Origin of the sequence: Pseudomonas sp. PDM01, from assembly GCF_014852325.1 — a bacterium.
GTDB lineage: Bacteria > Pseudomonadota > Gammaproteobacteria > Pseudomonadales > Pseudomonadaceae > Aquipseudomonas > Aquipseudomonas migulae.
This window is the reverse complement of the sequence record NZ_JACVBK010000002.1, coordinates 264,217-284,783: the sequence shown is the minus strand read 5'-3', so window position 1 is coordinate 284,783 and position 20,567 is coordinate 264,217. Positions and strand designations below refer to the sequence as shown.

The window sequence follows — 20,567 nt, the reverse complement described above, 5'->3', positions numbered from 1 at the left end:
CTGCCCGGCCTGAAGGGTGCTCTGCATTTTCAGAATGAAAATTGCATAGCCGTCATCTGGAAGGTTTAACACTGGAAAACAAGGCATTGGCTGGCCAAATCCTGGTTGGCGTTGGTGGCATGGCCTTTTCGCACCACGAACTCTCTGCGAAAAACGCCGTCATACCCTTCAGTTCGAACCCGCCGAAGCGTTCTTCGCGCGCAGGTCCAGCCACTTTCGAGATGGAGCATTCCCACAGATGAGCACCCCAGCCCAAGTCGCACCCAAGTTCCCCGACAGCATTTTCCGCGCGTACGACATTCGCGGCACCGTCCCGGAATTCTTGAACGCTGAAACCGCTTACTGGCTCGGTCGCGCCATTGGCGCCCAAAGCCTGGCCCAGGACGAACCGAACGTCTCCGTTGGCCGCGACGGTCGCCTGTCCGGCCCGGAACTGGTCGAGCAACTGATCAAAGGCCTGGCCGAGGCCGGTTGCCACGTCAGCGACGTCGGCCTGGTGCCAACGCCGGCGCTGTATTACGCCGCCAACGTACTGGCTGGCAAATCCGGCGTAATGCTCACCGGCAGCCACAACCCGTCGAACTACAACGGCTTCAAGATCGTCATCGCTGGTGACACCTTGGCCAACGAACAGATCCAGGCCCTGCATGACCGCCTCAAGACCAACAACCTGAGCAGCGGCAAGGGCAGCATCACCAAGGTCGAAATCCTCGACCGCTACAACACCGAAATCGTCCAGGACATCAAACTGGCCCGCCGCCTCAAAGTCGTGGTCGACTGCGGCAACGGCGCGGCCGGCGTGATCGCCCCGCAATTGATCGAAGCGCTGAACTGCGAAGTCATCCCGCTGTTCTGCGAAGTCGACGGCAACTTCCCGAACCACCACCCGGACCCGGGCAAGCCTGAAAACCTTGTCGACCTGATCGCCAAGGTCAAGGAAACCAACGCCGACATCGGCCTGGCCTTCGACGGCGACGGCGACCGCGTTGGCGTAGTGACCAATACCGGCAGCATCGTCTACCCGGACCGCCTGCTGATGCTGTTCGCCCGCGACGTTGTGGCGCGCAACCCGGACGCGGAAATCATCTTCGACGTCAAATGCACCCGCCGCCTGACGCCGCTGATCAAGGAATACGGCGGTCGCCCGCTAATGTGGAAGACCGGTCATTCGTTGATCAAAAAGAAAATGAAACAAACCGGCGCCCTGTTGGCCGGCGAAATGAGTGGGCACATTTTCTTCAAGGAACGCTGGTTCGGTTTCGACGATGGCATTTACAGCGCCGCACGGCTGCTGGAAATCCTCAGCAAGGAAAAATCCACCGCGGAAGAGCTGTTTGCGACCTTCCCGAATGATATTTCTACGCCGGAAATCAATATCCATGTGACCGAAGAGAGCAAATTCAGCATCATTGATGCATTGCACGACGCGAAGTGGGGCGAAGGCGCCGACCTGACCACCATCGACGGCGTGCGAGTCGACTATGCCAAAGGCTGGGGCCTGGTGCGCGCCTCCAACACCACACCGGTGCTGGTGCTGCGCTTCGAGGCCGATGACGAGGCTGAATTGCAACGCATCAAGGACGTTTTCAAAGTCCAGTTGAAGCGTGTTGCACCTGATCTCCAACTACCGTTCTGATTCACCCGGAGCCCTGAATGACCCTCGAACGCGAAGCCGCCGCCAACACCGCCAAGGTCCTGTCCGAAGCGCTGCCTTACATCCGCCGCTATGTCGGCAAGACGCTGGTGATCAAATACGGCGGCAACGCGATGGAAAGCGAGGAGCTGAAAACCGGCTTCGCCCGCGACATCGTGCTGATGAAAGCCGTCGGGATTAACCCGGTGGTGGTTCACGGCGGCGGCCCGCAAATCGGCGATCTGCTCAAGCGACTGTCGATCGAGAGCCACTTTGTCGATGGCATGCGCGTCACCGACGCGGCAACCATGGACGTGGTGGAAATGGTCCTGGGCGGTCAGGTCAACAAAGACATCGTCAACCTGATCAACCGTCATGGCGGCAGCGCCATCGGCCTGACCGGTAAAGACGCCGAGCTGATTCGTGCGAAAAAGCTGACCGTCACCCGCCAGACGCCGGAGATGACCCAACCGGAAATCATCGACATCGGTCACGTCGGTGAAGTGGTCGGCATCAATACCGATCTGCTGAACCTGCTGGTCAAAGGCGACTTCATCCCGGTGATCGCGCCAATCGGCGTCGGTGCCAACGGCGAGTCGTACAACATCAACGCCGACCTGGTGGCCGGCAAGGTGGCCGAAGCGCTGAAAGCCGAGAAATTGATGCTGCTGACCAACATCGCCGGGTTGATGGACAAGTCGGGCCAGGTCCTGACCGGCCTGAGCACTCAGCAGGTCGACGACCTGATTGCCGACGGCACGATCTACGGTGGCATGCTGCCGAAGATCCGTTGTGCGCTGGAAGCGGTTCAGGGTGGCGTGGGCAGCTCGCTGATCATTGATGGTCGCGTGCCGAATGCGATCTTGCTGGAAATCTTCACCGATACCGGCGTGGGTACTTTGATCAGCAATCGCAAGCGTCACTAAGCGATAGCGCATACAAAAAGACCCCGCTCAGCCTGGCTGAGCGGGGTCTTTTTTTGTGCGGACGTGCGCCTGATAAATCGCGGCGCCGCCATCGCCGGCAAGCCGGCTCCTACAAAATCGATGAGATCCCTGTAGGAGCTGGCTTGCCAGCGATGGCGGCGTGCCTGGCACACCGCGTTGCATTGATCGCCAGCAAGCCGGCTCCTACAGAGTTAAACGCCGAATTGGGCGCGGTAGGCTTCTACGGCTGGCAGGTGTTGCTTGAGCTGTGGATCGTCGGCCAGGAACTCCAGCACCTGATTCAGCGAAACAATGCTGATCACCGGAATGCCAAAATCACGCTCCACTTCCTGGATCGCCGACAATTCACCATTGCCACGCTCCTGACGGTTCAGGGCGATGAGCACGCCTGCCGCCTTGGCGCCGTCCTGGGAAGCGATGATCTGCATCACTTCGCGGATCGCGGTGCCAGCGGTGATCACGTCGTCGATGATCAGCACATCGCCGGTCAACGGCGCGCCGACCAGGCTGCCGCCTTCGCCATGGGCCTTGGCCTCTTTGCGGTTGAAGCACCATGGCAAATCACGGTCGTGATGTTCAGCCAGGGCCACTGCGGTGGTCGCCGCCAAAGGGATGCCTTTGTAGGCAGGGCCAAACAATACGTCGAAGGGAATGCCGCTCTCGACGATGGCCGCCGCGTAGAAACGACCCAGCTGCGCCAGGGCCGAACCCGAGTTGAACAGGCCGGCATTGAAGAAGTATGGACTGGTACGCCCGGACTTCAGGGTGAACTCACCGAAGCGCAAAACGCCGCGATCGATGGCAAAACGAATGAAATCGCGCTGATACGCTTGCATGAAAAAAACCCCAAATACCACGGATTTAGCTAATTAGGTTGACGCCGTGTATCATACACGCACGCGATTTTTGGGGCCATTTATGCGGATCATCAGTGTGAACGTCAATGGTATTCAGGCTGCAGTGGAGCGAGGTTTGCTCAGTTGGCTGCAAGCACAGAATGCCGACGTCATCTGCCTGCAGGACACCCGCGCCTCCGCCTTTGAACTGGACGATCCAGCCTTCCAACTGGATGGCTACTTCCTTTATGCCTGCGAAGCCGAAGTTCCCGCCCAGGGTGGCGTGGCTTTGTATTCGCGGTTGCAGCCGAAGGCAGTCATCAGCGGTCTCGGTTTCGAGACGGCCGACCGCTACGGGCGCTACCTGCAAGCCGATTTCGACAAGGTCAGCATCGCGACCTTGCTGCTCCCTTCGGGGCAGAACGGCGATGAAGACTTGAACCAGAAGTTCAAGCTAATGGACGACTTCGCCCGTTATCTGGATAAACAGCGACGCAAACGTCGCGAGTACATTTACTGTGGCTCGCTGTACGTGGCGCAACAGAAGCTGGATATCAAGAACTGGCGCGACAGCCAGCAATCCCCGGGCTTCCTGGCACCTGAGCGTGCCTGGATGGACGAGATTGTCGGCAACATGGGTTATGTCGATGCCCTGCGCGAAGTCAGCCGTGAAGGTGATCAGTACAGCTGGTGGCCGGACAATGAGCAGGCTGAGATGCTCAACCTGGGCTGGCGCTTCGATTACCAGATACTGACGCCGGGCCTGCGCCGCTTTGTACGTAGCGCTCGCTTGCCACGTCAGCCACGGTTTTCGCAGCATGCACCACTGATCGTGGACTACGACTGGACGCTGACCATCTAGACGTCGTTTCGCAGACACAAAAAAGCCGACAGCAGTGTCGGCTTTTTTGTGGGCGCCTCATTCTTGTAGGAGCGAGGCTTGCCCGCGAAAGCGATTTAACAGCCGACATTTATGCCGGATGTGACGGCCTCTTCGCGGGCAAGCCTCGCTCCTACAGGGCGGTGTCGCCTATTTGATCAACCGCCAAGTGAACGGATACCGATACGGCACCCCTTCATTGGCCTTCACGCCAGCAATGATCGTCAACACCAACGCACCGATCGCCAGCAACCCGAACAGGAAGAACCCGATGATCAACACCATCAACAGGAAGCAGATGGCCGAAGCGATGGCGACGGTGATCTGAAAGTTCAGCGCCTCCTTGCCCTGCGCATCGACAAACGGGTCCATCTCGCGCTTCATCTGCCAGAGAATCAGCGGGCCGATCAGCGTGCCGAACGGAATCCAGATCCCCAGCAAGGCGGACAGGTGACAAAACATCGCCCATTGCCGAACTTCTTTGCTCGGGACGGGAAGCAGCTCTTGCTCGTCACTCATGTTGTCCTCCTTGTCTGGGATGGTTCCGGTCAGTCAGCCAGTGCAGCCTTTTGCAGTTCGAAGATTTCGGTCATGCCTTTCTTCGCCAATTCAAGCATAGCGGTCAACTCTTCAGGCTGGAACGGCGCGCCTTCGGCAGTACCCTGAACTTCGATGAAGCCGCCAGTGCTGGTCATCACCACGTTCAGGTCAGTCTCGGCAGCCGAGTCTTCCAGGTAGTCGAGGTCGAGCACAGGCTCGCCCTGGTACATGCCTACCGAAACGGCGGCGATCATTTGCTTGAGCGGGTCGCCACCTTTCAGGCCGCCGCGCTTCTTGATCACTTTCAAGGCATCGACCAGCGCAACCATCGCGCCGGTGATGGACGCGGTGCGGGTGCCGCCGTCAGCCTGGATCACGTCGCAGTCGACGTACAGGGTGACGTCGCCCAGTTTGGACATGTCCAGCGAGGCGCGCAGCGAACGACCGATCAGACGCTGGATTTCCAGGGTGCGGCCGCCTTGCTTGCCGCGGCTCGCTTCACGCTGGTTACGCTCGCCGGTGGCGCGCGGCAGCATGCCGTATTCGGCGGTCAACCAGCCTTGGCCCTGACCTTTGAGGAAACGCGGCACGCCGTTTTCGACGCTGACGGTGCAGATGACTTTGGTATCACCGAACTCGACCAGTACGGATCCCTCGGCGTGTTTGGTGTAGTTGCGGGTAATGCGGATCGAGCGGAGCTGATCGGCAGCGCGACCACTTGGACGTTTCATAGGGAATACCTGTACGGGGGACGGAAAACTGCCGAGCATTATAGAGCCGCGCGCCAGTACTGGGCACTTCTAAAAAATCCGCCCGACGATTGAAGGCTCTGGCTTGAGCTTGGAACAGCGCTTTACCGACGGCCTGCAGCCCTTTGTCACACCGTGTGTTTGGGCGCATCCGCCCCACTGCGCTACAATCCTGCGCCTTTGCTGCCTGTCGGCTTTAATTCACAGATAGCGGGTCCGCGAAACCTTTGGTAACGCATCGACCTGCATTGCGAGGTACCTCCATGGTGCACAGCATGACCGCCTTCGCCCGCGTCGAGAAAGCCGGCGTCCAAGGCACCCTGAGCTGGGAACTGCGCTCGGTCAACAGCCGCTACCTGGAACCGCACTTGCGTCTGCCGGAGTCGTTTCGCGATCTCGAAGGCGCGGTCCGCGAAGCGCTGCGCCAAGGCATCTCCCGAGGCAAACTCGAATGCACCCTGCGCTTCACCGAAGAGAACACCGATAAACCCCTGCAAGTGGATCGCGAGCGCGCCGCGCAATTGGTTGCGGCCGCCGAGACCATCGCCGGCCTGATCAAGAACCCGGCCGCGCTGAACCCGCTGGAAGTCCTGGCCTGGCCCGGCGTGCTGGTGGGCGATGCCACCGACCCGCAAGCCCTGAATGCCGAAGCGCTGGCGCTGTTCAACGAAGGCCTGAAGGAACTCAAGGCTGGCCGCGAGCGCGAAGGCGCGGAGCTGGCACGGCTGATCAACGATCGCCTGACGTCCATTGAAGAAGACGTGGTGACCCTGCGTGAACTGGTCCCGCAGATGCTCGCCACCCAGCGCCAGAAAGTCCTCGACCGCTTCGCCGACATGAAGGCGGAAATGGACCCGCAGCGTCTGGAGCAGGAAATGGTCATGCTCGCTCAGAAGAGCGACGTCGCCGAAGAACTGGATCGCCTGAGCACTCATATCATCGAAGTTCGCCGGGTACTCAAGTCCGGCGGCGCTGCCGGCCGGCGCCTCGACTTCCTGATGCAGGAGCTCAACCGCGAAGCCAACACACTGGGCTCCAAAGCCTTCGACCCGCGCAGCACTCAGGCGGCGGTCAACCTCAAGGTGTTGATCGAGCAGATGCGCGAACAAGTGCAGAATATTGAGTAAGGCAAACCCGACATGACCCACAGCACCGGCACCCTGTACATCATTTCCGCCCCTTCGGGCGCGGGCAAGAGCAGCCTGGTCAAGGCCCTGACCGACGCTGATGCGGAGATCCGCGTCTCGGTCTCCCACACCACCCGCGCCATGCGCCCCGGTGAAGTGGACGGGGTGAACTATCACTTCGTCGAACGCAGCGAGTTCGTGAAGATGATCGAGCACGGCGATTTCCTTGAGCGCGCCGAAGTATTCGGCAACCTCTACGGCACTTCGCAAAGCCACCTGCAGCAGACCCTGGACGAAGGCCACGACCTGATTCTGGAAATCGACTGGCAAGGCGCCGAGCAAGTGCGCAAGTTGATGCCCCAGGCCCGCTCGATCTTCATTCTGCCGCCGTCCCTGCAGGCCTTGCACCAGCGCCTGACCAATCGCGGCCAGGACAGCGACGAGATCATTGACGGCCGCATGCGTGAAGCCGTCAGCGAGATGAGCCACTACGTTGACTACGACTACCTGATCATCAACGACGATTTCGCCCATGCCCTGCGCGATTTGCAGGCGATTTTCCGTGCCAATCAGCTGCATCAGAAGCGTCAGCAGCAGCGCAACGGCAAACTTTTGGCTGAATTGCTCGGCTAAACAGCTCTTCCCAAAACCGCTGCAAGGGCTTTACATTGGCACTTGCAGCGCGTTGAAGGGCTTGGTCAAAAAATCAGCGCTTCCCTAATCGCTGGTGATTTTTTAAACTGTTGAGTCCGCTCGCCCAACCGGGCAGCGCGCATATTGCATTCGCTCCGAGGAATACCATGGCCCGCGTAACCGTTGAAGACTGCCTAGAACACGTGGAAAACCGCTTTGAGCTGGTCATGCTCTCTACCAAGCGTGCCCGTCAACTGGCCACCGGTGGCAAAGAGCCGCTGGTTCAGTGGGAAAACGACAAGCCTACCGTTGTAGCGCTGCGTGAAATCGCTGAAGGCCTGATGAGCTACGAGTTCATCGCCGAGCAAGAAATCGTCCAGGATGAACCGCTGTTCGCAGCGTTCGAGGACGAGTCCAACGAGGCCGTCTAAGCCTATGCCTGGTCGACGTAGCACGGCGCGGGGTCACAGCGAACGGCAGGAGTCATCATGCCGAGCATAGACGCCCTCGCCGATCGCTTATCGACCTACCTCGGCAAGGACCAGGTCAACCTGGTCCGCCGAGCGTACTTCTACGCCGAACAAGCCCACGACGGCCAACGCCGCCGCAGTGGCGAGGCGTACGTCACGCATCCTCTTGCGGTGGCGAATATTCTTGCCGACATGCACATGGACCATCAGAGCTTGATGGCTGCGATGCTGCATGACGTGATCGAAGACACCGGTATTGCCAAGGAAGCGCTGCAAGCGCAGTTCGGCGAAACCGTGGCCGAACTGGTCGATGGCGTCAGCAAGCTGACCCAGATGAACTTCGAGACCAAGGCCGAAGCCCAGGCCGAAAACTTCCAGAAAATGGCCATGGCCATGGCGCGCGACATTCGCGTGATCCTGGTCAAGCTCGCCGACCGCCTGCACAACATGCGCACGCTGGAAGTCCTGTCCGGTGAGAAACGCCGGCGGATCGCCAAGGAAACCCTGGAAATCTATGCGCCCATCGCCAACCGGCTGGGCATGCACGCCATCCGCATAGAGTTCGAAGACCTCGGCTTCAAGGCCATGCACCCGATGCGTTCCGCGCGGATCAACCAGGCGGTCAAACGCGCCCGGGGCAACCGCAAGGAAATCGTCAACAAGATCGAAGAATCCCTCGGCCACTGCCTGGCCATCGATGGGATTCAGGGCGAAGTCAGCGGTCGCCAGAAACACCTCTACGGCATCTACAAGAAAATGCGCGGCAAACGTCGGGCCTTCAACGAGATCATGGACGTCTACGCGTTCCGGATCATCGTCGACAAGGTCGATACCTGCTACCGCGTGCTGGGTGCTGTACACAATTTGTACAAACCGCTGCCGGGGCGCTTCAAGGATTACATCGCGATCCCCAAGGCCAACGGCTACCAGTCGTTGCACACCACGTTGTTCGGCATGCACGGTGTTCCGATCGAGATCCAGATCCGCACCCGTGAAATGGAAGAGATGGCCAACAACGGCATCGCCGCCCATTGGCTGTACAAATCCAGCGGCGACGAGCAGCCCAAAGGCACTCACGCCCGCGCCCGCCAGTGGGTCAAAGGCGTGCTGGAAATGCAGCAACGCGCCGGCAACTCGCTGGAATTCATCGAAAGCGTGAAGATCGACCTGTTCCCGGACGAGGTCTACGTGTTCACGCCCAAAGGCCGGATCATGGAGCTGCCCAAAGGCTCCACGGCGGTCGACTTCGCTTACGCGGTGCACACCGACGTCGGCAACAGCTGCATTGCCTGTCGGATCAATCGTCGTCTCGCGCCGCTGTCCGAACCGCTGCAAAGCGGCTCCACGGTCGAGATCGTCAGCGCTCCCGGCGCGCGGCCGAACCCGGCGTGGCTCAACTTCGTGGTCACCGGCAAGGCGCGGACCCACATCCGCCATGCGCTGAAACTGCAACGTCGCTCCGAATCCATCAGCCTCGGCGAACGCCTGCTGAACAAGGTCCTCAACGGTTTCGACAGCGCCCTGGACAAAGTCCCGGCCGAGCGCGTCAAGGCCATGCTCACCGAGTACCGCCTCGAACTGATCGAAGACCTGCTCGAAGACATCGGCCTGGGCAATCGCATGGCTTACGTCGTCGCCCGCCGCCTGCTGGGCGAAGGCGAACAGCTGCCAAGCGCGGAAGGCCCGCTGGCGATTCGCGGCACCGAAGGTCTGGTGCTCAGCTACGCCAAGTGCTGCACGCCGATCCCGGGCGACCCGATTGTCGGTCACCTGTCGGCGGGCAAAGGCATGGTTGTGCACCTCGACAACTGCCGCAACATCAGCGAAATACGCCACAACCCGGAAAAATGCATCCAGCTCTCGTGGGCCAAGGATGTCACCGGCGAATTCAACGTCGAGCTGCGCGTCGAGCTGGAACACCAGCGCGGCTTGATCGCACTGTTGGCCAGCAGCGTCAACGCGGCCGACGGCAATATCGAAAAAATCAGCATGGACGAACGCGATGGTCGCATCAGCGTGGTCCAACTGGTGGTCAGCGTGCACGACCGTGTGCATCTGGCCCGCGTGATCAAGAAACTGCGCGCACTGACCGGGGTGATCCGCATCACCCGCATGCGCGCCTAAGCCAACCTATTACAAGGAGTCATTCATGACCAAGACTGTTATCACCAGCGATAAGGCCCCGGCCGCCATCGGCACTTACTCCCAGGCGATCAAGGCTGGCAACACCGTTTACATGTCGGGTCAGATTCCTCTGGACCCGAAAACCATGGAACTGGTTGAAGGCTTCGAAGCCCAGACCGTCCAGGTGTTCGAGAACCTGAAAGCCGTGGCCGAAGCCGCTGGCGGTTCGTTCAAGGACATCGTCAAACTGAACATCTTCCTCACCGACCTGAGCCACTTCGCCAAGGTCAACGAGATCATGGGCAAGTACTTCGACCAGCCATACCCTGCCCGTGCCGCCATCGGCGTAGCGGCCCTGCCAAAGGGTTCGCAGGTTGAAATGGATGCCATTCTGGTCATCGAGTAATGCGTTCGGCGCAGCCCGAAAGGCTGCGCCAATGCCGTATGTATAAAAAGCGTTTTGAAAGGATTCCACCATGCGCACTGCGCTTGCTGTCTCGCTGGTCGCCCTGATCTTGGGCGGATGTGCCAGCAACCCTGCCGACCGCGACATCAGCGGCACCTGGATCAATCAGGTGGCGATCGATGCTGCGTCCAAAGGCGGCCCCCTGCGCGAAGCGCTCCAGGCTTATGGTCCGAACCTGGAATGGGACGTCAACACCAAGGCCGGTCAGGCCCGCTACACCAACGGTTTTGAGAACGTCGAAGGCAAGCTGCTGGGCGAAGCGTCCGGCGCCTGGAAAGTCGACTTCTACGGCAGTTCCGCGAGCGAGCTGAAGCGTGATGGCAAGCAATTGGCCCAAGTCGCCAGCGACAACGAACCCGCACAGGTCTTCGACCGCGCGCTGATCTCGGTGCCGGATGGCGCACCGATGGGTGCCAGCTTCGAACGCGCGCTGTATTCCGCCTACATGGGCGGCAACTGGAAAGTCGTCAGCGGTCCTGGCGAAGGCAGCTCCGTGCAGTTCCAGGCCGACGGCCAGGTAACCGGTTTGCCGGGTGCGGATCGCTACGCGCTGTGCCTGGCGGGCGATTGCGCGTCGATGAGCGGCGGCAACGACAACATGTGGTTGCAACTCAAGGGCCAGGGCAACACCTGGATCTTTGCGCGCAAGGGCAAGGAACTGGAGATCCTCCAGGCTGTGAACACCGCGCAGGCAGACGAAATGCCGCAGTTCACGCCGGGTGATCGCAAGTGGTTGCTGGAAAAGCAGTAACCGCAAGCCCCACGCAAAACCAACTGTAGGAGCCGGCTTGCTGGCGATGGCGGTGTATCAGCCAACAGAGATGTTGGATGTTACGGCCTCATCGCCAGCAAGCCGGCTCCTACAGTTGTATGTGGGGCCTGGAAATCAGCAGCGGCCTTCAAGAATGGCGGCGTACCCTTCACGATAGCTCGGGTATTTCGGCACCCAACCCAAGGCCTTCACCCGCGCATTGCTGCACTGCTTGCTGCCCGTGCGCCGCACACTCGCATCGTCAGCCCATTCAGTCACGCCCAGATATTCACGCAACCAATCCACCACTTCGGCCAGCGGTGCAGGCGCGTCGTCGACGCCGATATAAACGTCATCCAACGCCACACCGCGCCGATCCGCCTCAAGCAGAAACGCCAACAAGCCAGCCGCGTCATCCACGTGAATCCGATTGCCATACAACGGCGGATCAATCGCCACGCGATATCCGCGACGAACCTGCGTCAGCAGCCATTCGCGACCCGGGCCGTAGATGCCGGTCAAACGCACGATGCTTGCCGGGATGCCACTGTTGAGTGCCACTTGTTCCGCCTCCAGCATCAGTCGACCTGAATAGCCGGCAGCGATGGTCGGCGACGTTTCGTCGACCCACTCGCCGTCCTGCTGGCCGTAAACACTGCTACTTGAAACGAACAGCAGGCGATTGGGCACCTGCCCGTAGTCGTCCAGCCACTCGAGCACATGCTGCAAGCCCTCGACATAAGCGGCGCGGTAACCGGCTTCATCGTGATCGGTGGCTGCCGCGCAATACACCAGGTAGTCCACCGCACCGACCGGCCAGGTTTGCGGGCAATCCTTGTTGAACAAGTCACCGGCAACGCCAATCACCCCCTCGGGCAGGCGCGAGACGTCACGGCGCAGGCCATGAACTTCCCACCCCGCAGCCAACAATTGTGTAGCCAGACGACTGCCGACATCACCGCAGCCGGCGATCAAAACAGAGGGCGCGGACATCAAAAAACTCCTATCGGAAAGCCACAGACTAGCGCCGGCAATGGACGAGCGGCTAGCAATGAAGGAAAAAAAGATACTCTATTACTTCTGTTAACAAGAATTACTTGCAATAATGCCCGCCACTTTTGTTCTCGGCCTTCGAGGCCTGGAAGAACATTTACCGTCTTTTCCTCTCAGGTCCGGCCAGCATGACACGCAATCAATTCCCCGCTTCGCCAACCAATCGACCTCGCGCCTGGAGCGCGGTGGCCGCCCTGTTGCTCAGCCTGATGCTGGCGCCAACCGCCGCCTTCGCTGACGCACAAGCCCCGGCCACCCCAGCCGCCGCCACTGCGCCCGCTCCCGCCGACCACTCTGCCGAACACGCAGCACCGGTTGCCACCGATCCGGCCCAGGCCGTAGACACCGCTGGTGAAGACGCGCCGCAAGTCCTCGAAGCCGACAACAGCCTGGGCATGGCCCATGACCTGTCGCCGTGGGGCATGTACCAGAACGCCGACATCATCGTGAAAATCGTGATGATCGGCCTCGCCATCGCGTCGATCATCACCTGGACCATCTGGATCGCCAAGGGCTTCGAGCTGATGGGTGCCAAGCGTCGTCTGCGCACTGAAATCGTCCACCTGAAGAAGGCGGCAACCCTCAAGGAAGCCAGTGTAACGGCAGCCAAGCCCGGCACCCTCGCCAACCTGTTGGTGCACGATGCGCTGGAAGAGATGCACCTGTCGACCAACAGCCGCGAGAAAGAAGGCATCAAGGAACGTGTCGCCTTCCGACTTGAGCGCCTGGTCGCAGCCTGCGGTCGCAACATGAGCAGCGGCACCGGCGTCCTCGCCACCATCGGTTCCACCGCGCCGTTCGTGGGCCTGTTCGGCACCGTGTGGGGCATCATGAACAGCTTCATCGGCATCGCCAAAACCCAGACCACCAACCTCGCCGTCGTGGCTCCCGGCATCGCCGAAGCCTTGCTGGCCACCGCGCTGGGCCTGGTTGCCGCGATTCCAGCCGTTGTGATCTACAACGTGTTCGCCCGCTCCATCGCCGGCTACAAGGCGCAAGTGTCCGACGCCTCGGCAGAAGTCCTGTTGCTGGTCAGCCGCGACCTCGACCACCAGCCTGAGCGCAGCTCGCAACCGCACATGGTGAAAGTGGGGTAATCGGCCATGGGCCTGCATTTGAAAGAAGGCGCAGACGACGATCTGGCCGAGAACCACGAAATCAACGTCACGCCGTTCATCGACGTGATGCTGGTGCTGTTGATCATCTTCATGGTGGCCGCTCCGTTGGCCACCGTGGACATCAAGGTCGACCTGCCTGCCTCCAGCGCCAAACCGGCGCCGCGGCCAGAGAAACCGGTGTTCCTCAGCGTCAAGGCTGACCAGCGCCTGTTCCTCGGCGAAGACGAAGTGAAAGCCGAAGCACTCGGCGCCACGCTCGACGCCAAGACCCAGGGCAAGAAAGACACGACGATCTTCTTCCAGGCCGATAAAGGCGTGGACTACGGCGACCTGATGAGCGTGATGGACAACCTGCGCGCTGCCGGCTACCTGAAGGTCGGTCTGGTCGGACTTGAGACGGCAGTGAAGAAATGATCACGACGCGCCATAAGCTGACGCGTTACGGCGGTAGCCTGGCCGTGGTGCTGGGCGTCCATGCGCTGGCCATTGCGCTGGCGCTGAACTGGACGTCGCGCCCACCTATCGAGCTGCCGCCGCAGGCGATGATGGTCGAGTTGGCGCCGGTTCCGGCACCACCTCCTCCGGCACCGCCGAAGGTGATAACGCCGCCACAACCCCCTGCTCCGGTGGAAGAGCTGCCGATCCCGAAACTGGCCGAAGTGCCGAAGGCAGAAATCACCGTACCGAAGCCGGTCAAACCCAAGCCCAAGCCTCAACCGCCCAAGCCTGTGGAGAAAAAGCCGGAGCCGCCGAAGGAAAAACCGTCCGAGGAAAAACCGAGCGAAGCGCAACCGACCCAGGCGCCGACGGAGAAATCCGCTCAACCGGCACCGGGCCCATCACCTGCGCAGCAAGCGGCCAAGGCCAGTTGGCAAGGCACCCTGCTGGCGCACTTGGCCAAGTACAAAAAGTACCCGGCCAGTGCACAGGCGCGGGGCAAGGAAGGTTTGAACCGTCTGCGCTTCGTGGTGGACGGCGAAGGTAACGTGTTGTCGTTCGAACTGGTGGGCCGCTCGGGCAATGCCGATCTGGACCGGGCCACCCTGGAAATGATCAAGCGTGCCCAACCGCTGCCCAAGCCACCGGCCGACATGCTGAACAACGGCTCCATCGAAATTGTTGCGCCGTTTGTTTACTCGCTGGAACGCCGCCGCTAAAGAGAACCCTGTAGGAGCGAAGCTTGCTCGCGAAAACGGTATGTCATTCACGAATGATTCGACTGACATACCGCTTTCGCGAGCAAGCTTCGCTCCTACAGATTCTGCGGCAGTAACAAGATATGCAAAAGGCACCCGAAAGGTGCCTTTTGCATATCCGCCAGCGGCAAACCGGCGTTACCCGGTGTCACTCGACACACTCTCTCTGATAACGTGCGTCTATCGATTGCAGCCGGTATGCTTGGCCCGCAACTTCATGGACGCTCGCTATGACTCTTACAGAATTACGCTACATCGTTACCCTCGCCCAAGAGCAGCACTTTGGCCACGCGGCCGAGCGTTGCCACGTCAGCCAGCCGACCCTGTCGGTGGGCGTGAAAAAGCTTGAAGACGAACTCGGTGTGCTGATTTTCGAGCGCAGCAAGAGCGCCGTGCGCCTGACCCCGGTCGGCGAAGGCATCGTGGCCCAGGCCCAAAAAGTCCTGGAACAGGCCCAAGGCATCCGCGAACTGGCCCAGGCCGGCAAGAACCAGCTGACCGCCCCGCTGAAAGTCGGCGCCATCTACACCGTCGGCCCGTACCTGTTTCCGCACCTGATTCCGCAACTGCACCGGGTCGCCCCGCAGATGCCGTTGTACATCGAAGAAAACTTCACCCACGTGCTGCGCGACAAACTGCGCAACGGCGAGCTCGACGCGATCATCATCGCCCTGCCGTTCAACGAAGCCGACGTCCTGACCCTGCAGCTCTACGACGAGCCGTTCTACGTCCTGATGCCGGCCCAGCACCCGTGGACACAAAAGGAATCCATCGACGCCGCCCTGCTCAACGACAAGAGCCTGCTGCTGCTCGGCGAAGGCCACTGCTTCCGCGATCAAGTGCTGGAAGCCTGCCCGACGCTGACCAAAGGCAACGACGGCGCCAAGCACACCACGGTGGAATCCAGCTCGCTGGAAACCATTCGCCACATGGTCGCCTCGGGGCTCGGGATTTCGATCCTGCCGCTGTCGGCCGTGGACAGCCATCACTACGCCCCCGGTGTAATTGAAGTGCGCCCGCTGACCGCACCAGTGCCGTTCCGCACCGTGGCCATTGCCTGGCGCGCGAGCTTCCCGCGTCCGAAGGCCATTGAAATTCTCGCTGACTCCATTCGCCTGTGCTCGGTGGCCAAGCCGCCCGCACCAGTGGCTGCGGCTTAAGTCGCTGTCATGACCGAGTTGTCGCAAGTGTCGGTCACGGCACTCAAGGGTGTCGGCGAGGCCATGGCCGAGAAACTGGCCAAGGTCGGCCTGGAGAATCTCCAGGACGTGCTGTTTCACCTGCCGCTGCGTTATCAGGACCGCACTCGCGTAGTCCCGATCGGCCACCTGCGACCGGGGCAAGATGCCGTGATCGAAGGCACCGTCAGCGGCGCCGATGTGGTCATGGGCCGGCGCCGCAGCCTGGTCGTGCGCTTGCAGGACGGCACCGGCGGGCTCAGCCTGCGCTTCTACCATTTCAGCAACGCCCAGAAAGAAGGCCTCAAGCGCGGCACGCGGATTCGCTGCTACGGCGAAGCGCGGCCCGGCGCGTCGGGGCTGGAGATCTACCACCCGGAATACCGCGCCCTCACCGGCGACGAGCCGCCGCCCGTGGATGAAACCCTGACGCCGGTGTACCCGCTCACCGAAGGTTTGACCCAACAGCGTTTGCGCCAGCTCTGCATGCAAACCCTGACGATGCTCGGCCCGACCAGCCTGCCGGATTGGTTGCCGAACGAACTGGCGCGGGACTATCAACTGGCGCCGCTGGCCGACGCGATTCGTTACCTGCATCACCCGCCGGCCGACGCCGATGTCGACGAACTCGCCCTCGGTCATCATTGGGCGCAGCACCGTCTGGCCTTTGAAGAACTGCTGACCCATCAACTGTCCCAGCAGCGTCTGCGCGAAAGCATGCGTTCCCTGCGCGCGCCAGCGATGCCGAAAGCCACCCGATTGCCGGCCCAATACCTGGCCAATCTCGGCTTCAACCCAACCGGCGCCCAACAACGCGTCGGCAACGAAATCGCCTATGACCTCAGCCAGCACGAACCGATGCTGCGCTTGATTCAGGGCGACGTCGGCGCGGGCAAAACCGTGGTCGCCGCCCTTGCCGCGCTGCAAGCGCTGGAAGCCGGTTACCAAGTGGCGTTGATGGCGCCGACCGAGATCCTCGCCGAGCAGCACTTCATCACCTTCAAGCGCTGGCTCGAACCACTGGGCATCGAAGTCGCGTGGCTGGCCGGCAAGCTCAAAGGCAAGAACCGCGTGGCCGCGCTGGAACAGATCGCCAGCGGCACGCCGATGGTGGTCGGCACCCATGCGCTGTTCCAGGACGAAGTGCAGTTCAAGAACCTCGCGCTGGTGATCATCGACGAACAGCACCGCTTTGGCGTGCAACAGCGCCTGGCGCTGCGGCAGAAAGGCGTCGGCGGGCGCATGTGTCCGCATCAACTGATCATGACCGCCACGCCGATCCCGCGAACGCTGGCCATGAGCGCCTACGCCGACCTCGACACCTCGATCCTCGACGAACTGCCGCCCGGCCGAACCCCGGTCAACACCGTGTTGGTCACCGACACCCGGCGCGTCGAAGTCATCGAACGGGTGCGCGGCGCCTGCGCCGAAGGGCGTCAGGCCTATTGGGTGTGCACGCTGATCGAAGAGTCGGAAGAGCTGACCTGCCAAGCGGCGGAAACCACCTTTGAGGACCTCACCGCCGCCCTCGGCGAGTTGAAGGTCGGGTTGATTCACGGCCGCATGAAGCCTGTGGAAAAAGCCGCCGTGATGGCCGAATTCAAGGCCGGCAACCTGCAACTGCTGGTCGCCACCACCGTGATCGAAGTCGGCGTGGACGTTCCGAACGCCAGCCTGATGATCATCGAAAACCCCGAACGCCTCGGCCTCGCGCAGTTGCACCAATTGCGCGGCCGCGTCGGTCGAGGCAGTGCCGCCAGCCATTGCGTGCTGCTCTACCATCCGCCGCTGTCACAGATCGGCCGTCAGCGCCTGGGCATCATGCGCGAAACCAACGACGGTTTTGTCATCGCCGAGAAAGACCTCGAACTGCGCGGCCCCGGCGAAATGCTCGGCACACGGCAGACCGGTCTGCTGCAATTCAAGGTCGCGGACCTGATGCGCGACGCCGATCTGCTACCCGCCGTGCGCGACGCCGCCCAGGCATTGCTGGAGCGCTGGCCGGATCACGTCAGCCCGCTGCTCGACCGCTGGCTGCGCCACGGGCAGCAATACGGCCAAGTGTGAGCACCGTCGCAGTTTCTGGACCCTGCCCTTAAACAAGCTGGTTATACTCCTGCAATTGTTTGAATACGGATACAGACCATGACTGAAGCTGCCCTCGTCCCCGAAACCCCGCACGCTCCGTCTGTTATTCGGCTGCTGCTCGCCAAACTGGGCATCGCCTACGAAGAAGTCCTCGACCACCACGGCCTGAACGCCTCGCGCAAAGTGCAAGCGGTGCTGCTCGACGACGCCGTGGGCGCGCTGATGGTGCTGTTCCCGCAAAGCCAGTTGCTCGACCTCAACCGCCTCGCCGAACTGACCGGCCGCCGCCTCGCCGCCGTGTCGACCGAGCGCCTGGAAAAGATGCTCGGCAAACACAACCTGAGCCTGCTGCCCGGCCTGCCGGCGCTGACCAGCTCGCCCTGCCTGTACGAAGAAAGCCTGCTGCGCGAACCGAAGTTGCTGATCAACTCGGGCGAGCCGGGCGTGCTGCTGGAAATCACCAGCGAAGCCTTCAAGACCATGCTGACCAAGGCCAGCGCCGCCAACTTCGGCGAGAACGTGAGCAGCATCCGCCCGAACCTCGACCGCCCCGACGATGACCGCGAGGAAATCACCCAGGCCGTCCAGGCGTTCACCGCGCGACGCATCCAGCAACGCCTGGAAGCCACCATCGAAATTCCGCCACTGGCCGAGACCGCGCAGAAAATCATCAAACTGCGCGTCGACCCCAACGCCACCATCGACGACATCACCGGCGTGGTCGAAACCGACCCGGCCCTGGCCGCACAAGTCGTCAGCTGGGCTGCGTCGCCGTACTACGCCTCGCCGGGCAAGATTCGCTCCGTTGAAGACGCCATCGTCCGCGTGCTGGGCTTCGACCTGGTGATCAACCTGGCGCTGGGCCTGGCCCTGGGCAAAACCCTCAGCCTGCCCAAAGACCACCCGCAACACACCACGCCGTACTGGCAGCAATCGATCTACACCGCCGCCGTCATCGAAGGCCTGACCCGCGCCATGCCGCGCGCCCAGCGCCCGGAAGCCGGCCTGACCTACCTCGCCGGCCTGCTGCACAACTTCGGCTACTTGCTGCTGGCCCACGTGTTCCCGCCGCACTTCTCGCTGATCTGCCGCCACCTGGAGGTCAACCCGCACCTGTGCCACAGCTACGTCGAGCAACACCTGCTCGGCATCAGCCGCGAACAGATCGGCTCATGGCTGATGCGCTATTGGGACATGCCCGATGAGTTGGCCACCGCGTTGCGCTTCCAGCACGACCCAAGCTACGACGGCGCCTACGCTGAATACCCGAACCTCGTGTGCCTGTCCGTGCGCCTGCTGCGTAGTCGCGGCATTGGCTCCGGCCCGGATGAAGACATCCCCGACGCCCTGCTGGAGCGCGTCGGTTTGACTCGCGACAAAGCCAACGACGTCGTCAGCAAAGTGCTTGAGGCTGAAGTGCTGTTGCGCGAGCTCGCTTCGCAATTCACCCAAGCCTAAAAGCTTCGTCGGAACGCCGCCCGGACCAAGCCTCGCTCCTACGGATCACCGATATCCCGTAGGAGCGAGGCTTGCCCGCGAAAAATCCACCTCGGTCTAACTGACCACCTCAAACCTTAGCGGCAGCCTTCGCCTTCCGCGGCTTCAAATACTTGGTCAACCCCTGAAACCAGATCACCAACGCCGGGTTGCCCTTGATCTGAATCGACTTGTCCTGAATCCCCGTCATAAACGCCAACTGCTTGTTCTTCGCCTGCATCGTGGCGAAGCCATACGCCGCATCTTTAAACGCAATCGCAAACGCCGGCTCGGCATACACGCCCGACTTACTGGTAATGCGCTGATCCTTCACAAAGAAATGCCGCGCCACTTTCCCGTCCAGGGTCTGCAGCTGGAACACCAACTCCTTGTCACCCAACTGCTGCTGAAACGCAGGATTAGTCCGACTGGCCTTACCCATCAACAAACCCAGCATCCACAGAAGAAAACGAAATTTCATGCGCACAGCCTCAAAAGGAAAATGAACGGCCGGCGCAGTGTAGCGGCTTCGAGAGAGAACGCCACTATTGCGCAGTGTTAGAAGAAGATGCCGTGGTTTTTGACGCTGATGACTACCAAGTCATTGACGAAACGCTGTTGTTTAAAAGCTGAGGTTTTTTGGTCTTTCTACGCTCGAGGCTATCGGATATTTCCTTCAACTCGTGGTGTTGTTCATGAACTAGGCATCCCTGATCTTCATCGATAACCTTTGCTCGTTGCCGCGAAATCAGCGACCGGATGTGCAAGTCCGAAATCGGAGAAAAACAATTCATTAACTCCAAGGATTTACACCAATGACCAATCCGACATCCAAATCGCCCGAACACGAAGCCACCTCTCCCTACGAATCCTTAGATTCCAAAAAACTCCACGAAGCTGCCGAGCGCGCCCTCGACCATCACCTCGGCACACCGCCGGATAAAAAATCCAAACGTCGCAACGGCGACCTCTTCAGCGTCTGCCCCGACATCAACACTGAAGCCCTCCTCGCCAACGCCTCGGAAGACCTCCTGTCCATCAGCGCCATCGCCTCCGACCTCGCCGACGGGGTGGAAGGCTCACGCCGCTCCGTAGCCCTGGCGCTCAGCCGCATGGCCGACGGCGTGCATTTGTTGGTTGAGCGAGCGCTGGATCATTTGGATGAACCGGAAATGGCGGCGATTTTCGCCAAGCAACAAAGCCGAGTCAGCTGACCTGTAGGAGCCAGCTTGCTGGCGATGGCGGCGCATCAATCGACGTAAAAAAGGGGACTTGGCGTCCCCTTTCTCGATAATCCCTGAC

20 protein-coding genes and 1 pseudogene are annotated in these 20,567 nt (G+C 60.9%); 16 read left to right on the top strand and 5 right to left on the bottom strand.

Annotation, left to right across the window (positions count from 1 at the left end):
* Positions 1 to 232: 232 nt before the first annotated feature.
* Positions 233 to 1,636: pseudogene (locus IB246_RS05845) on the top strand (phosphomannomutase/phosphoglucomutase); the annotation flags it as partial.
* A gap of 17 nt (positions 1,637 to 1,653) precedes the next feature.
* Entirely contained in the window at positions 1,654 to 2,559 is a 906-nt protein-coding gene (gene argB / locus IB246_RS05840) for an acetylglutamate kinase (RefSeq protein WP_008030582.1), read from the top strand.
* A gap of 212 nt (positions 2,560 to 2,771) precedes the next feature.
* Here argB and pyrE read toward each other — a convergent pair whose 3' ends face one another.
* A complete protein-coding gene (gene pyrE, locus IB246_RS05835) occupies positions 2,772 to 3,416 on the bottom strand; it encodes an orotate phosphoribosyltransferase (RefSeq protein ID WP_008038033.1) in 645 nt (214 codons plus the stop codon).
* Between the two features lie 82 nt (positions 3,417 to 3,498).
* On the opposite strand from pyrE, the gene IB246_RS05830 reads away from it, so the two are divergent.
* Entirely contained in the window at positions 3,499 to 4,278 is a 780-nt protein-coding gene (locus IB246_RS05830; RefSeq protein WP_008030595.1) for an exodeoxyribonuclease III, read from the top strand.
* Positions 4,279 to 4,446: 168 nt separating this feature from the next.
* Here IB246_RS05830 and IB246_RS05825 read toward each other — a convergent pair whose 3' ends face one another.
* Positions 4,447 to 4,815 (bottom strand): DUF4870 domain-containing protein, encoded by a 369-nt coding sequence (locus IB246_RS05825; protein WP_008038052.1) that lies wholly within the window; start codon positions 4,813 to 4,815, stop codon positions 4,447 to 4,449.
* A 29-nt stretch (positions 4,816 to 4,844) separates the two neighbouring features.
* Positions 4,845 to 5,567 carry a ribonuclease PH gene (gene rph, locus IB246_RS05820; protein ID WP_008030600.1) on the bottom strand — a complete coding sequence of 241 codons (723 nt, stop codon included), beginning with the start codon at positions 5,565 to 5,567 and terminating at the stop codon, positions 4,845 to 4,847.
* 281 nt (positions 5,568 to 5,848) lie between these two features.
* Between rph and IB246_RS05815 the strand changes: the two genes are divergently transcribed.
* The 6 genes from IB246_RS05815 to IB246_RS05790 all read left to right on the top strand — a co-directional run bounded on the left by IB246_RS05815 (position 5,849) and on the right by IB246_RS05790 (position 11,156).
* The gene (locus tag IB246_RS05815; protein ID WP_008030602.1) at positions 5,849 to 6,712 is read left to right on the top strand and encodes a YicC/YloC family endoribonuclease; all 864 of its coding nucleotides are present in this window, start codon (positions 5,849 to 5,851) and stop codon (positions 6,710 to 6,712) included.
* 12 nt (positions 6,713 to 6,724) lie between these two features.
* A complete protein-coding gene (gene gmk, locus IB246_RS05810; RefSeq protein ID WP_008030603.1) occupies positions 6,725 to 7,345 on the top strand; it encodes a guanylate kinase in 621 nt (206 codons plus the stop codon).
* 167 nt (positions 7,346 to 7,512) lie between these two features.
* The gene (gene rpoZ / locus IB246_RS05805; RefSeq protein ID WP_008030604.1) at positions 7,513 to 7,776 is read left to right on the top strand and encodes a DNA-directed RNA polymerase subunit omega; all 264 of its coding nucleotides are present in this window, start codon (positions 7,513 to 7,515) and stop codon (positions 7,774 to 7,776) included.
* 57 nt (positions 7,777 to 7,833) lie between these two features.
* A complete protein-coding gene (gene spoT / locus IB246_RS05800) occupies positions 7,834 to 9,939 on the top strand; it encodes a bifunctional GTP diphosphokinase/guanosine-3',5'-bis pyrophosphate 3'-pyrophosphohydrolase (protein ID WP_008038056.1) in 2,106 nt (701 codons plus the stop codon).
* 25 nt (positions 9,940 to 9,964) lie between these two features.
* The gene (locus IB246_RS05795; protein WP_003229509.1) at positions 9,965 to 10,345 is read left to right on the top strand and encodes a RidA family protein; all 381 of its coding nucleotides are present in this window, start codon (positions 9,965 to 9,967) and stop codon (positions 10,343 to 10,345) included.
* A 70-nt stretch (positions 10,346 to 10,415) separates the two neighbouring features.
* A complete protein-coding gene (locus tag IB246_RS05790) occupies positions 10,416 to 11,156 on the top strand; it encodes a hypothetical protein (RefSeq protein ID WP_008038058.1) in 741 nt (246 codons plus the stop codon).
* 135 nt (positions 11,157 to 11,291) lie between these two features.
* Here IB246_RS05790 and IB246_RS05785 read toward each other — a convergent pair whose 3' ends face one another.
* Positions 11,292 to 12,149 (bottom strand): SDR family oxidoreductase, encoded by an 858-nt coding sequence (locus IB246_RS05785; protein WP_008038059.1) that lies wholly within the window; start codon positions 12,147 to 12,149, stop codon positions 11,292 to 11,294.
* 188 nt (positions 12,150 to 12,337) lie between these two features.
* Here IB246_RS05785 and exbB point away from each other — a divergent pair, with 188 nt between their 5' ends.
* The 6 genes from exbB (at position 12,338) to IB246_RS05755 (ending at position 19,247) form a co-directional block, all read left to right on the top strand.
* A complete protein-coding gene (gene exbB / locus IB246_RS05780) occupies positions 12,338 to 13,306 on the top strand; it encodes a tonB-system energizer ExbB (RefSeq protein WP_008038060.1) in 969 nt (322 codons plus the stop codon).
* A gap of 6 nt (positions 13,307 to 13,312) precedes the next feature.
* Entirely contained in the window at positions 13,313 to 13,741 is a 429-nt protein-coding gene (gene exbD, locus IB246_RS05775; protein ID WP_008030611.1) for a TonB system transport protein ExbD, read from the top strand.
* Positions 13,738 to 14,484: an energy transducer TonB gene (locus tag IB246_RS05770; protein ID WP_008038061.1), complete on the top strand. Its 747-nt coding sequence runs from the start codon at positions 13,738 to 13,740 to the stop codon at positions 14,482 to 14,484. The genes exbD and IB246_RS05770 overlap by 4 nt, the downstream gene beginning before the upstream one ends.
* A 269-nt stretch (positions 14,485 to 14,753) precedes the next feature.
* Entirely contained in the window at positions 14,754 to 15,683 is a 930-nt protein-coding gene (locus IB246_RS05765; protein WP_008030615.1) for a hydrogen peroxide-inducible genes activator, read from the top strand.
* 9 nt (positions 15,684 to 15,692) lie between these two features.
* On the top strand, positions 15,693 to 17,768 hold the full coding sequence (gene recG / locus IB246_RS05760; RefSeq protein ID WP_008038062.1) for an ATP-dependent DNA helicase RecG: 2,076 nt from the start codon (positions 15,693 to 15,695) through the stop codon (positions 17,766 to 17,768).
* Between the two features lie 78 nt (positions 17,769 to 17,846).
* On the top strand, positions 17,847 to 19,247 hold the full coding sequence (locus IB246_RS05755) for an aminoacyl-tRNA deacylase and HDOD domain-containing protein (RefSeq protein WP_008030618.1): 1,401 nt from the start codon (positions 17,847 to 17,849) through the stop codon (positions 19,245 to 19,247).
* A gap of 109 nt (positions 19,248 to 19,356) precedes the next feature.
* On the opposite strand, the gene IB246_RS05750 is transcribed toward IB246_RS05755, so the two are convergent.
* Positions 19,357 to 19,746, bottom strand: coding sequence for a hypothetical protein (locus IB246_RS05750; RefSeq protein WP_008038063.1), 390 nt, complete (start codon positions 19,744 to 19,746; stop codon positions 19,357 to 19,359).
* A gap of 334 nt (positions 19,747 to 20,080) precedes the next feature.
* Here IB246_RS05750 and IB246_RS05745 point away from each other — a divergent pair, with 334 nt between their 5' ends.
* Positions 20,081 to 20,479, top strand: a complete 399-nt coding sequence (locus tag IB246_RS05745) for a DUF6124 family protein (protein WP_008030625.1) — start codon at positions 20,081 to 20,083, stop codon at positions 20,477 to 20,479.
* Positions 20,480 to 20,567 lie beyond the last annotated feature (88 nt).